Genomic DNA, 12,915 nt, shown 5'->3' with positions numbered 1-12,915 from the left:
ATTTCATTTTAAATTTATATGTGTTAATATTAACAGAGAAAGTATTGGGTGTCAAGTTTATGTTAAGTTTTAATCAAAGTTTTTTTCACAATTAATTTACCCCATATAGCCCCCCTTCATTGGGGAAGTTGCTAATTTAGCATATTGGGCCAACACACCTCTTTTAGCCCCTAAATCTGGTTTTATCCATTCTTCCTTCCGTTGAGCCAAAGTCTTAGCTATCTTTTCTGGATCAGCTTCTTCCCCTGCTATCCCTACAACTTCTAATCTTCGAGCAGAAATATCAATCTTGATTAAATCTCCATCTTCTACTAATGCTATTGGCCCGCCAGCAGCTGCTTCTGGTGAAAGATGGCCAATTGCTGGCCCTCTAGTAGCTCCAGAATAGCGACCATCTGTAATCAATGCTGTTGTAGATACCAATTCAGGGTCAGAAGCAAGTGCTTCTGTTGTATAGAACATCTCAGGCATTCCGCTACCTTTTGGCCCTTCATAACGAATAAAGATTACATCGCCTGGTTCAATCTCTCTAGTAATAATTGCCTCTTTAGCATCCTCTTCGCAATCAAAGACCCGCGCTGGGCCAACATGCTGATGCATCTCTTTTGCAACTGCTGAGTGTTTAACAACTGCTCCCTCAGGGGCCAAATTTCCTGTTAAGATAGCTACTGCCCCTTCATCTGACAAAGGCTCTTCTCTACCTTTTAATACATCACTTACCTTTAAATCATAATTTTCTTTAAACTGAACTTGGCACTCTTCAATGAAGCCATCTTCTTTAAGTTCAGCTAAATTTTGACCTAAAGTTTTACCTGTCACTGTCATCACATCAAGGTGCAATAACTCTTTAAGTTCTTCCATTATTGCTGGAACTCCACCTGCATACCATAAGAACTCACAAGCATACTGGCCACTTGGAATTACATTAGCTAAATAAGGAGTTTTACGATGAATTTGATCAAATAATTCTGGTTCAATTTCAATTCCAGCTTCATGAGCAATTGCTGGCAGATGTAATAAAGCATTAGTTGAACCTGCTACTGCTGCATGAAGAACAATTGCATTTTCAAAAGATTCTTTAGTCAAAATATCACTAGGCTTAATATCCTTCTCAATTAAATCTAAAATCTGCACTCCTGCTTTATGAGCAAAATTATTAACTATCTCATCTTGAGTAGGAGCCAAAGCAGAGCCAGGTAAAGCTAAACCTAACGCTTCAGCAATCACCTGCATTGTATTAGCCGTCCCCATAAACTGACAAGAACCACAGTTAGGGCAAGCTTCTGCCTGTATCTTTGTAAATTCCTCTTCACTGATCTCTCCCCGTTCTAATTGAACAGCATAAGTTCCAACCTTCTCTAAAGTCAAACCACCTTTACCTGGACTCATAGTACCACCTGGTACATGAATTGTTGGCATATTCACTCTAGCTGCTGCCATCAAATGAGCAGGAATGGCCTTATCACAAGAGGAGGATAAAACCACTCCGTCATAAGGATGGGCCAACGCATGAATCTCTACCATATTAGCAATCATCTCTCGAGAGACTAAAGAATAATTCATCCCATCATGACCCTGTGCTACTCCATCACAAATATCAGTTACAGTAAATTCTGCTGGTTTAGCATTTACTTTTTTGATGCCTTCAGATATTTTAGCAACCACTTGATCCAAGTGAACACTTCCAGGATGGCTTGCCCCATAAGTACTATCTACTAAAATTTGAGGTTGAGACAGCTCTTCTTCTTTCCAACCTGTTCCTAGTCGTAAAGCATCTATCTCCGGCCCTATTTTCCTTAACTGCTGACTTTTTAGCATCTTATCACCTCATAATTAATAATTAATATACCTTAATTTAAATTTATCGCTTCGGAATAATATCACCATCTTCTAGTGCTGTAATAAGTCCTCCATCAATCTCTATCTTTAAAAATAACCATCTCGATAGAATATCTTAAAACTAATTCAGTCTTTGATTTATTTTTATTACCTGCTCAATTAAGCTTTGTTGCTCTTGAGACTCTTTAACCTACTCCTTAATCTCTAAGTATAATTTAGCATTTAGGTTATTAACCTCTTCTATTAACTCAGTTAGATTCTCAGTTGAACTTAAAGATTCTTGAGTCTGAGCTACAACTTCTTCACTAGAAGCTGAAATCTGTTGAGATAAAGCACTTATCTCTTGGGTAGCAGTAACTTGAACTTCAGTAGATTCAATAACATCATCCATATTATTGCTAACTTCTTTAAACAATTCTTTAACCTTAGCAAAAGTATCTACTATACTCTTATTCTTTAAGCCATCTCCTGTAATCATTGCTGATATTACCTTATTTGATGCCTTTTCCACTTCAGAGATAATAGACTGCACTTCTTTAGTTGCTTGAATACTTTCATCTGCTAAACCTTTAACCTCTTCTGCTACTACTGTAAATCCTTGTCCATCTTCTCCTGCCCTTGCAGCTTCAATTGCTGCATTTAAGGCTAATAAATTAGTCTGGTCTGCTATTTTTATAATCTCATCGGGAATATTACCAATCTTATCAATACTTTGATCTAATTCTTGAATTACTTCAACAATATTATTTATAGATTCCTCTACCATCTCAATACCATCATTTGCTTCTTTAATTATCTGATAAGTATTATGACCAGCCTGAGAAATAACCTCTGACTGACTAGATAACTGCTCTATCCTCTTAGATACTTCTTGAATAGAAATTGATACCTCATTACTTGCTTTTGCTACTTCATCATTTCCAACAGCTAAATTTTGAATCGTAGCTACTGCTTTAGTTAAATCATCATTCACCTCATCAGCGATCTTCTTCATATTCTGAGCAGAACTAGATACCTCCTCTATCTTAGTTGAAGTATCAAAAGTCTTATCCTGTACATTAGATGTTATCTTATTAACACCACGGTTAATAAGAAGACCTATACTAACGCCAATTATAAGACTAACTAAAGTTAAAATTATGACAATATTTCTACCTTGCTTGGAAGTATAAAGAATATAATCTGCTGTATTATCCAACCTACCCCAATTATAATTGCTTAAGCGAGTATTAAGGTGATTAATTCTATAATTTAGCCATCTTATGTTAGATAAAATATTACCTCTTTCTGTAGAATTTGCTTCAGAAGAGTATAAATTTTGAATTTCTTCTAGCTCATTATTGGATTGATAAAGGTCATCTATAACTCCAACTAAATCTGGATCCTCTATCTGCTCTTCTAGCCTTCTAAAACTATCTTCTAATCTTCCTTGCTCTAAATCTAAAGGCCCTAAACCTGCTTGCCAACGATAAATATTATTTTCCCTTTGATTCAACTCCTGAATAATTTCTTCATTAATCTCTACTACTGGAATTATTCTCTGATTTAATTCTTCAATTTGATTATTAATGTGGTAATTATTATAGAAGATCACTAGCGTTGCATCGTTTTTTATAAAAAGTTCTTGAAAAAATAAAACTCCTTTGATTAAATGGATACGTACCCCCCAGTACAAAATCCATGAAATCAAAGGAGATGAAATCATGAATAATTGTACCATACTTTTGACTAAACTTCTAGATGTTATTGATAGAAACTTTTTGAAAGGTCTAATTGATAAATATAACTCAGATTATAAGGTTCATAAATTAACAACAGAAGTTCATCTATTATACCTACTTTATTTTCATCTTACTAAAAAAGAAAGTCTAGAAGATTTTATTTGTGATTTAGAAAATAATAATCAACTAAATAGAACATTACCTAAAATAAGCAAATCTCAGTTATCTCGTAAAAATGAAAGTAGACCTCATGAGATATTCTTTGAAATTTTCCAACACCTATTTGATAAGCTTAACGCTAATAAAGGGCTTCAAGAAACTTTAAAAGAAATTGGTTTTGTGAAAATCTTAGATTCTTCAACTATAAGTTTATGTTTGTCATTATTTCCTTGGGCTAAATTTAGAAGCACTAAAGGTGGAATTAAACTTCATACTTTATATGATTTGAATACTAATGCCCCAGAAAATATAATAATAAGCGATGCTATAATTCATGACAAAGAAATATTTGATAATCTGACCTTTAACCCTAGCTATACTTATCTCTTTGATAGAGCTTATATAAAGTATCAAAAGTTTGATGAGTTTATAGATAATGATATCTATTTTGTAACTAGAGCAAAATCTAATACTAAAATTGAAATCATTAGATTTTTAGATTTAAATGCCAAAGATAAAGAAGCAAATGTTATATTAGATGCTGATATAATGCTAGGTGATCATACTTCAAAAACTAGAATGAAACAGGAAATAAGATTAGTTAAAGTAAAAACAACTGATCGAAATGGCAATGAAAAAACCATTGATATTTTAACTAATCGCTTTGATTTGGACGCTCATGTAATAGCTTATCTGTATAAAAAACGGTGGCAAATAGAGTTATTTTTTAAATGGATCAAGCAGCATCTAAAAATAAAGAGCTTCTTTGGACAAAATAAAAATGCTGTTTTAACACAAATTTATAGTGCTGTAATCTTATTTTTAATTTTAAAATTACTTGAAAAAGAATCTGAATTCAAAGGAAGTTTACTTAAGCTCACTAGAAAGATAAAGTATTCCATTTGTTCAGTTACAACAAATGATTTCAATTGGAATAGATGGATTAACAGTAGTTGATAAAATTTTATTATCTAAAACCTAGGTTAATAGGCTTTCATCTAGAAATATATTCTATATTTTACTTTTAATATAGAACAATGACTACTTTCAAAGTAATTATTACTTTGAAAAGTCTACTAAGTTATAAATTTTTGATTACTAATTTGATTTGGTTGAGTTAGTAAATCTATATTTTTTAACAATGCAACGATAGTGATAGAAGATAATTCTTCCACTAAAAATAATCAATAATAGTAGAGTTCCAAAACCAAAACGTAACTGTTTGATTATACTCATTTTAGAAAGAAAGGTGCCTGATAACTTTGACTTCTCTTTAATTACACCACTTTACAACTTTACTAAGCAGCTTTTCTTTTATCAATAAAGCAACTTAAACTACTCTTTAAAACAGAATATATTTTTGTGCTTTCGAGCTTAGACACGAAACTATCTAAAATTAACTCTTCCCTAATATAAAGGGCTAACTGGGATTTTATTTCTTGAGGACTTAAAGAATTTAATTCATTAAATTCTTCTACCCAAAAGGGAAGAATCTTTACAAAAGTATAGACTAATCCCAAAAGATTAATATATGTTTCTATACTTTGCTCTGTACGAACCATATAATTACCAAAAGACCAAAATGTTTTTAATTCATAAAATATAACTTCAATACCCCAGCGTATTTCATAATCAGTAAAAGAACCAATAGCAAAACCATCATCTCTTTTTTGCTAACTTTTGGTTTTGATAATTTTTCTAATTTACACTCTTTAGGATTAGTATTAATGAATACCCTAGGATTTTTAAAATCATCAATATCTTTTACTGTGACCATAATTTCTATAGTTTTATCTCTGAATAATCTTGTTTTAACCAGTTTAGTTGCTCGATAATAATCGCCATTTTTTTCGTAGTCTAATTCTTTAATGTTTAACTTTTTACCATAGATAGGATTCCTTCCTCTTTTACCATTTGGTGGAGGAGGTAATTCAAAGATAGCAGTATCATGGCGAACAGCACCAATAAGTTTTAGGTTATCATGATCCTTAACACAACTAAGAATATCACCTTTGGTATACCATGAATCACAAAGGAGAGTGACACTTTTATCATTGAGTAATTTTATAATGTTATCTATTAGCTCTTTAGCAATAGTTAGCTTACTTTTATCTTTTTTATATAACCTAAAACCAATTGGGATTGTTTTATATTCAATACCATCCTCTGATTGAGAAACAGGTATAGATATAGCTAAACAAACGAAAGTGTTACCTTTTAAATAGCTACTATTATTACGCCTAACATGATCAAAAAAACTATTATGACCAGCGAATTTATTACCAAATTTCTCTTGAAGAATATCATCAATAATTAGAAATACTTTTTCACTTTCAAGTTCTTCTGGAATAATATTGAAAGTTAAATTTACTGTTCTCTTCATCATGCTTTCTAAGCTCCATTTGCTATATGAGAAAAAGTAATATAAGGAATTTAGGCTACTATTCATATGCTTAGAGATGAAATTATTCCAAATGAATCTAAGAGAATGAATTTTATCAAAGTTTATGATTGAAATTATAATCCAAAAGAACATCTTAAAAGACTTCTTAGTGAAAAGATCACGATAATAATTAGCAAATTTTTTGATGATAGAGTAGACACTATTTTGATTATTTGATATAATATTCATGCGACTGATTCTCCTTTCTTGATTCTTCTTGGTCGAAGATATTATATCAAAAAAGGAGATTGGTCGTATTTATTATTTAGATTTCTTGTAAAGTGGTGTTTAATTAATAAAATTAACTTTTTTAATTTCTCCATTATACCACCTCATTTTTAAATCTCTTGATCTTTCTAAGTACTTAATTATTCTTATTTATACTAAACTTTCTTTCAAGTATAAATTTGACTAAATTACAGATAAAGATAATCGCAAAGAAATAAAGGACATCTGCTTAATTAAAAGCTAACAAATGTCCTTAAACTTACTTTAGAATTAATTTCTTCTTAATCTCTCCATTTAATCCACTTTGATCTTGACAATAACTTTCTTTGCTGTTTGATTATCATCATTAACAGCAATCCCAGGCATATGAATATCCTGTGGTCTAAGAAGCATAAAATCCCCTGCCTTTAAATTTAGAAAATCTCCTTCTCCTGTAAATACTGCTAAATCTTTATCTGCATTATACTCTTGAAGATTCATCTGCTCTAAATTAGAGTAACCGATCAATTCAGTTCCTTCTACTAGATATTGGATATCAATATACTGACGATGCCCTTCCCAAAATCCATCTTCTTTAGCTTTAGTTTGGTAAGAATCAACTATAGCAAAAATATCTTCTCCATCTACTTCATACTTGCCAGCTTCTAATTCTGTAAAATCATTCTCCTGTAAGTAAGCAAACGCCTTCTCTAACCTTTCAGTTATATTATAATCAGCAACATTTTCTAAACTATCAATAATCATCTTCTTTGCCTCCTCATCTAATTTAAGCTAAGGACTCTCTAGTCTCCTCTACAATCTGCACAAATTGCTTAGCCTTCTCAGTTAAAACTTCATAATTCTGATTATCAATTGCTTCTTGGTCAAGTAGTGAACCCCCAACTCCTAAAGCAACTGATCCCGCTTCAATAAAATCTGCTGCATTATCCAAGTTTACTCCACCTGTAGGCATCATTGGAATATGATCTAATGGCCCCTTAACACTCTTAATAAACCCTGGGCCTACAACTTTAGCAGGAAAGACCTTAACCAAATCGGCTCCAGCTTGATAAGCATTGACAATCTCGGTTGGCGTCATTACCCCAGGAATTACTATCTTTCCATAGCGGTTACAGACCTCAATCACATCGCAATTTAAATTAGGAGCAAAAACAAACTCTGCCCCGGCTAGAATAGCAGCTCGAGCTGTCTCTCCATCTAATACAGTTCCAGCCCCAACAACTACATCTGTATCCTCTAACTTAACTGCTAATTCCTTAATCATATCTAACGCACCAGGGGTATTTAAAGTGATCTCCAAGGCTTTTATACCACCTTCTTGTAAAGCCTCAACAACCTTTATCATCTTATCAACTTCCATACCCCTAATTACTGCTATAACCCCACTGTCAAGTATAGTCTTCAAATTTTCTTGCTTCTTCATATTTTCACCCCCTAGTTTACCTATCTATTCCATTCTTTTGCCCAGTAAAGACTTTGATTTGCTCCATTGTTGGTAAACCTTCTACATCTCCAATCACTGTCGTAGCAAAAGCCCCTACTGCATTAGCCAACTTAGTTGATTCAACCAAATCATACCCTTTTAACTGTCCAGCAATAAAACCAGCCGCAAATCCATCTCCAGCTCCAATCGGGTCAACAACCCTTTCTACTGGATAGCCTGCTACCTTTTCACTAGTATCTTCAGTTACTACTAAAGCACCTTCAGCACCTAATTTGACTACTACAATCTCTACCCCTAAATCCAAAACCTGCTGAGCAATCTCACTAGGCTCATCCGTTCCTAATAAAATCTCACCTTCTTCAATACCAGGTAAGACGATATCAGCTTCTTTGAATAACTCTAACATTACTTCTCTCATTCGCTCTTTACTCCATAATTTCAAACGTAAGTTAGGATCTAAAGAGATTTTAACATCATTTTCTTGTGCAATCTCAATTGCTTTCAAAATGGTCTGGTAACATGACTCACTTAAGGCAGGTGTAATACCAGTCAAATGTAAGTATTTAGCTTGAGCAAGATACTCTTCACTCAAATCAGTAGGCTCCATTCTACTTGCTGCTGAATCATGACGATAATAATAGACCTTACTCTCTCCTAACTCTCTTCTTTCCTTAAAAAACAAACCAGTTGGTGCATCATCAATTGATTTAACTTGGGAGACATCTACCCCTTCTCCTTGTATAAATGATTTAACATATTCTCCATGAGGGTCAGCACCTAATTTACTAATCCATCCTACTTGATGGTCTAATCTATTTAATCCAATCGCAAAATTACTCTCTGCTCCCCCTAGCTGCTTTTTATAATTATAAATATACTTTAAATCACCTGTCTCTTCAGGGTTCATCATTACCATTGTTTCACCTAGTGTTACTACTTCTAACATAGCCATCACCTCATTCTATTACTTGTTTTTGTATGCGAAACATCGTTTCAATTAATTAGCAAAAATAAATTAATCAGTCACTACTTCTTGATTAACTAAATATTTAGGATTTTTTCCAGTCAGTACATCTGCTACTCCTTGGGCAGCTTTAGTCTGTAATTCAGCCTGAGCTTCTTCAGAATACCAACCAACATGTGGATTGATAATTACATTATCCATCTCTAGTAATGGACTATCTTTGGCAATCGGCTCTTCTTCAGTTACATCTAATCCTGCTCCTGCCAGTTGGTCATTCTCCAATGCTGTAATTAAAGCTACTTCATCTAGCACAGCACCACGAGCAGTATTGATTATAAAGGCTGACTCCTTCATCAATTCAAATTCTTTGGCCCCAATCAGATGCTTGGTATGCTCATTTAGTGGCACATGAACAGAGACATAATCTGATCTCTTCATTAATTCATCCAACTCTACTAATTGAACACCGTATTCTTCCTCTACCTCTTGCTCAACGAAAGGATCAGACACTAACATTTCAAACCCAAACGCCTTAGCCTTCTCTGCTAATTTACGTGGTATCTTACCAAAACCAACGATTCCTAAAGTACTACCCCGTAAACGATGGATTGGTTTAGCAACATTGAAATCCCAACTTCCTGACTTGACATCAGTATTAAGTAAAACAGTCTTTCTAGCACAAGCCATTAATAAAGCAAATGCCTGATCTGAAACCTCATCTTCACAATAATCAGGAACATTAACTACAGCAACTCCATGTTCAGTAGCTGCTTCTAAATCAACTACATCAACCCCTACTCCATAACGAGCTACTACCTTTAAATCTGGTAATGACTCAAAGACCTTTTTACCAACCGGAGCATATTGAACTAATAAACCATCTACATCTTGTGCTGCTTCAATCACATCTTCTTCTGTCTTACATTGTGCTTTTAAAAATTCTGCATCAACTTTCTCTAACACTTCCTCTTCATACTGCAAAGTTTCATATTCATAATCAGTTACTAATACTTTAAATTTAGACATATTTATTCCTCCTTAAAAATTTTATCTATTTCAAAAATTATTTGTTAATCGGCAAAATTTCTCCAGCATGTAACATGGCAATAATAGAAGCATCTTGACCCTTCTTATCTAAAGCGAACTCTAGTGCTTCTTGCACAGAATCAGCTGGAATAAAACCTAACCCTTCTTTAACTTCTTTAGAAATATTTGGACAAACTAGAATTCCATTTGCTTTTTCTTTAATAGCTCTACCTACATGAACTAGATGAGCAGCTACACTCATCTCTTCTAATTCTTTACTCTCTACCAGCTCTTCGGTATCTTTTAAAGATAAATAACCAAACTTTTCAATCTCTGGATGAGTCTTTGCAACTCCTTCTGGACAAGGTGTTACTAAAATAATATAACCGTCCTCTTTAACTACTAAATCGGAAGAATAAACCCCTTTAGCAGCCTGCCATAACTCAATATCAGCTGGATAAGAATCAGTAATTACAATATCAGCTTTAGGTATCTCAACCCCATAAACGTCTTTAGCTAACTCACAACCTGCCCGATGAGCTTCAACTAAATCACCTGCAAATACTCCTACCACTTCTTCTTTCAAATCCTGAACCACATTAATAATAAAATCTAAACCCATTAGTCGAGCTGATTCATCTATCTGTTTCCTGACTGAATTATCCCTTTGGCCCATAATATCTTTACCTGGCACTAAAGCACTAAGCCAATGGGTTTCTCCAGTAGTTTGACCAGTACATACTCCTGGTTGAGCAATCTTTCCACCACCAGAAAAACCAGCTACCCTATGCGGAACTATATGACCAATTCCAATTACATAATCAGACTCTTTTAGTAATCTATTTCCCCAAACTTCTATCCCCTTAGAAGTCTTTCCATAATAGATATTTTCATCCTCTTCATCCCATAGATGATTAATTACATTATATTCTTCAACTATTTCTGTACCTAATTTAGCAACCACTTCATCATGCTCCATTGGTCGATGGGTTCCTAAAGCTATCAAAATAGTAATACCTTCTTTCTTAATCCCTAACTGGTGAAGCTTAGGTAATAAGACCTGTAAAATTTGATCAACTGGAGTAGCACGAGTATTATCATCAGATAAAATTACTACTTCATCCCCTGGTTTTAATTCTTGGTTTAATTTATTAGTATCAATAGGTTCTTCCAAAGCTTTTGAGACCAATTCATCAAGAGCAAAGTCATTCTCATTTTTCTTAGGCTTAAATACACCCAAAAAATTGTCAGTAGGTATTTCAACACCTTCAATATCTGAATAGTAAAATTCTAATTGCATTTATATCACTTCCTAAATTAATGATGGCAACCATAGTACTATTTCTGGAACATAAGTTATCAACAATAATACAATAAATAATACAATATACATTGGTAATAACTCTTTAACCAACTTTTCTAAACTGATTTTAGAAATTGAGGTAGTAACATATAATACAGTTCCTACTGGTGGTGTTGTAAGACCAACACATAGATTTGCAACCATAATTACCCCAAAGTGAATAGGATCAACCCCATAAGTTGCACTAACAGGCAATAAAATTGGTACTAATAAAAATAAAGCAGGAGTTAAATCAATAACCATTCCAACTAAGAAGAGTAATACATTTAATATAAATAAGAAGACTAATCTACTTTCAGTAAGGCTTGTCAAAAACTGAGTTAGATTTTGAGGAACTTGAGCTGTAGCAAGATACCATGTTAAAGCCATTGCAGTAGCACAAATCAACATTACTATTCCTGTATTTAAAGCTGCTCCTCTCAATATCTCAGGTACATCTTCTAGTGTTAAGTCATACACAACAAAAGATATCACAACACCATAAACAACAGCTACTGCTCCAGCCTCAGTTGCAGTAAATATTCCTCCTACTATCCCAAATAAGATAATCATTGGTAAGACTAAAGCCCAGATAGTTTTCTTACAAACTCCTAAAAATTCTTTCAAATTAATCTTATCACTGACTGGGTAGTCTCTTTTTGTAGAAGTAAAATATGCTACCCCCATTAAAGAAAGACCAACTAATACACCTGGTATAGCTCCTCCTAAAAACAATCTAGCAATAGATACTTGTGCAATAGAACCAAAAATAATCATTGGAATACTTGGCGGAATTATAGGACCAATGATTGCAGAAGAAGAAGTAATTGCCGAAGCAAAAGGCTTGTCATATCCATCTTCCTCCATCATAGGAATTATCAAAGAACCTAATGCAGATGTATCTGCTACAGCTGAACCACTAATCCCCGCAAATAACATACTCCCTACTATATTCACATAAGCCAACCCACCTTTTAAACGACCAACTATAGCATTAGCAAACTTTAGTATATCACGAACTATACCAGCTTTATTCATAATTTCTCCAGCCAACATGAAAAACGGTATAGCTAATAAGGTATACGAGTCAATTCCTGTTACCATTCGCCTTGCTAGCACCATTGGATTGGCCATGCCCATAAAAAACATCAATATAAGACTAGTTAAGCCAATTGCAAAACCAACAGGAACCCCGATAACTGTAAAGCCTATTAAAGAAGATAAAAAGATAATAAGTTCAGCCAATTAAATCACCTCATTAGTTTCATGTTCTATTTTTAATTCATCTTTTTTAAATAAATTTATAGTTTTAATTATACATTCAATAAACATTATAGCTGTAGCTACAGGGACTGCAGCATACTTCCAGGCAACAGAAATCTCTAAAATAGATGTTCTTTGCACTTGCGATCTTAAAGCATAGTCAATACCTCCCTGTAATAAATAAAATAGAAAAATTAAAATTAGAATATTAATCACTATTAATAATTTCTTTGCTTTTTCTTCATCTAATTTCTCTAACAAAACCGAAAAAGATGGGTGTGAACTTTTTCTAAAACCAATAGCCATTGCTATCAAAGAAATCCAAACAAATAATAACCTACTGACTTCATCAACCCAAACAAGGGAACCACCAAAAAATCTACGAGAAACTATATTAGTAAAGACTATACCTACCAAAAATACTAACAGTCCCATCATCAAAATTTCTATCCCCTTATATACGTAATTTAAAAATTTATTCATAAT

At 33.4% G+C, this 12,915-nt stretch carries 11 protein-coding genes; 1 reads left to right on the top strand and 10 read right to left on the bottom strand.

The features are described 5' to 3' along the window. Window positions 1-96: 96 nt before the first annotated feature. Both ilvD and ACKF5P_RS11900 read right to left on the bottom strand, forming a co-directional pair. On the bottom strand, window positions 97-1,818 hold the full coding sequence (gene ilvD, locus ACKF5P_RS11905) for a dihydroxy-acid dehydratase (protein WP_408955407.1): 1,722 nt from the start codon (window positions 1,816-1,818) through the stop codon (window positions 97-99). A 211-nt stretch (window positions 1,819-2,029) separates the two neighbouring features. Further along, window positions 2,030-3,559: a methyl-accepting chemotaxis protein gene (locus ACKF5P_RS11900; protein WP_408955406.1), complete on the bottom strand. Its 1,530-nt coding sequence runs from the start codon at window positions 3,557-3,559 to the stop codon at window positions 2,030-2,032. Between ACKF5P_RS11900 and ACKF5P_RS11895 the strand changes: the two genes are divergently transcribed. Then, window positions 3,543-4,676, top strand: coding sequence for an IS4 family transposase (locus ACKF5P_RS11895; RefSeq protein ID WP_408954597.1), 1,134 nt, complete (start codon window positions 3,543-3,545; stop codon window positions 4,674-4,676). The two genes, ACKF5P_RS11900 and ACKF5P_RS11895, sit on opposite strands and share 17 nt — an antisense overlap. A gap of 631 nt (window positions 4,677-5,307) precedes the next feature. On the opposite strand, the gene ACKF5P_RS11890 is transcribed toward ACKF5P_RS11895, so the two are convergent. The 8 genes from ACKF5P_RS11890 to ACKF5P_RS11855 all read right to left on the bottom strand — a co-directional run bounded on the left by ACKF5P_RS11890 (window position 5,308) and on the right by ACKF5P_RS11855 (window position 12,867). Beyond that, a complete protein-coding gene (locus ACKF5P_RS11890; RefSeq protein ID WP_408955405.1) occupies window positions 5,308-6,102 on the bottom strand; it encodes a transposase in 795 nt (264 codons plus the stop codon). A gap of 582 nt (window positions 6,103-6,684) precedes the next feature. Next, window positions 6,685-7,134: a YhcH/YjgK/YiaL family protein gene (locus tag ACKF5P_RS11885; RefSeq protein WP_408955404.1), complete on the bottom strand. Its 450-nt coding sequence runs from the start codon at window positions 7,132-7,134 to the stop codon at window positions 6,685-6,687. Window positions 7,135-7,156: 22 nt separating this feature from the next. Beyond that, the gene (locus tag ACKF5P_RS11880) at window positions 7,157-7,813 is read right to left on the bottom strand and encodes a bifunctional 4-hydroxy-2-oxoglutarate aldolase/2-dehydro-3-deoxy-phosphogluconate aldolase (RefSeq protein WP_408955403.1); all 657 of its coding nucleotides are present in this window, start codon (window positions 7,811-7,813) and stop codon (window positions 7,157-7,159) included. A gap of 16 nt (window positions 7,814-7,829) precedes the next feature. After that, the gene (locus ACKF5P_RS11875; RefSeq protein ID WP_408955402.1) at window positions 7,830-8,780 is read right to left on the bottom strand and encodes a sugar kinase; all 951 of its coding nucleotides are present in this window, start codon (window positions 8,778-8,780) and stop codon (window positions 7,830-7,832) included. 69 nt (window positions 8,781-8,849) lie between these two features. After that, complete coding sequence (locus ACKF5P_RS11870; protein ID WP_408955401.1) at window positions 8,850-9,824, bottom strand: C-terminal binding protein; 975 nt, start codon at window positions 9,822-9,824, stop codon at window positions 8,850-8,852. A 37-nt stretch (window positions 9,825-9,861) separates the two neighbouring features. After that, window positions 9,862-11,124, bottom strand: coding sequence for a nickel-dependent lactate racemase (larA, locus tag ACKF5P_RS11865; protein WP_408955400.1), 1,263 nt, complete (start codon window positions 11,122-11,124; stop codon window positions 9,862-9,864). Window positions 11,125-11,136: 12 nt separating this feature from the next. Then, window positions 11,137-12,411, bottom strand: coding sequence for a TRAP transporter large permease (locus ACKF5P_RS11860; protein WP_408955399.1), 1,275 nt, complete (start codon window positions 12,409-12,411; stop codon window positions 11,137-11,139). Further along, window positions 12,412-12,867 (bottom strand): TRAP transporter small permease, encoded by a 456-nt coding sequence (locus tag ACKF5P_RS11855; RefSeq protein WP_408955398.1) that lies wholly within the window; start codon window positions 12,865-12,867, stop codon window positions 12,412-12,414. Between the last annotated feature and the right edge of the window lie 48 nt (window positions 12,868-12,915).

The sequence above is a fragment of the Natroniella sp. ANB-PHB2 genome, from assembly GCF_046097105.1.
In the GTDB taxonomy this organism is placed as follows: Bacteria; Bacillota; Halanaerobiia; order Halobacteroidales; family Halobacteroidaceae; genus Natroniella.
Note: the sequence above shows the minus strand (reverse complement) of the source record. Positions and strands in the feature narration are given on the sequence as shown.

What these genes read in the sequence shown, in the direction of transcription:
- ACKF5P_RS11885 (WP_408955404.1), bottom strand. Translation starts at nt 7,134, where the DNA reads ATGATTATTGATAGTTTAGAAAATGTTGCTGATTATAATATAACTGAA.
- ACKF5P_RS11880 (WP_408955403.1), bottom strand. Translation starts at nt 7,813, where the DNA reads ATGAAGAAGCAAGAAAATTTGAAGACTATACTTGACAGTGGGGTTATA.
- ilvD (WP_408955407.1), bottom strand. Translation starts at nt 1,818, where the DNA reads ATGCTAAAAAGTCAGCAGTTAAGGAAAATAGGGCCGGAGATAGATGCT.
- ACKF5P_RS11870 (WP_408955401.1), bottom strand. Translation starts at nt 9,824, where the DNA reads ATGTCTAAATTTAAAGTATTAGTAACTGATTATGAATATGAAACTTTG.
- ACKF5P_RS11875 (WP_408955402.1), bottom strand. Translation starts at nt 8,780, where the DNA reads ATGTTAGAAGTAGTAACACTAGGTGAAACAATGGTAATGATGAACCCT.
- ACKF5P_RS11890 (WP_408955405.1), bottom strand. Translation starts at nt 6,102, where the DNA reads ATGAAGAGAACAGTAAATTTAACTTTCAATATTATTCCAGAAGAACTT.
- larA (WP_408955400.1), bottom strand. Translation starts at nt 11,124, where the DNA reads ATGCAATTAGAATTTTACTATTCAGATATTGAAGGTGTTGAAATACCT.
- ACKF5P_RS11900 (WP_408955406.1), bottom strand. Translation starts at nt 3,559, where the DNA reads ATGGTACAATTATTCATGATTTCATCTCCTTTGATTTCATGGATTTTG.
- ACKF5P_RS11895 (WP_408954597.1), top strand. Translation starts at nt 3,543, where the DNA reads ATGAATAATTGTACCATACTTTTGACTAAACTTCTAGATGTTATTGAT.
- ACKF5P_RS11855 (WP_408955398.1), bottom strand. Translation starts at nt 12,867, where the DNA reads ATGATGGGACTGTTAGTATTTTTGGTAGGTATAGTCTTTACTAATATA.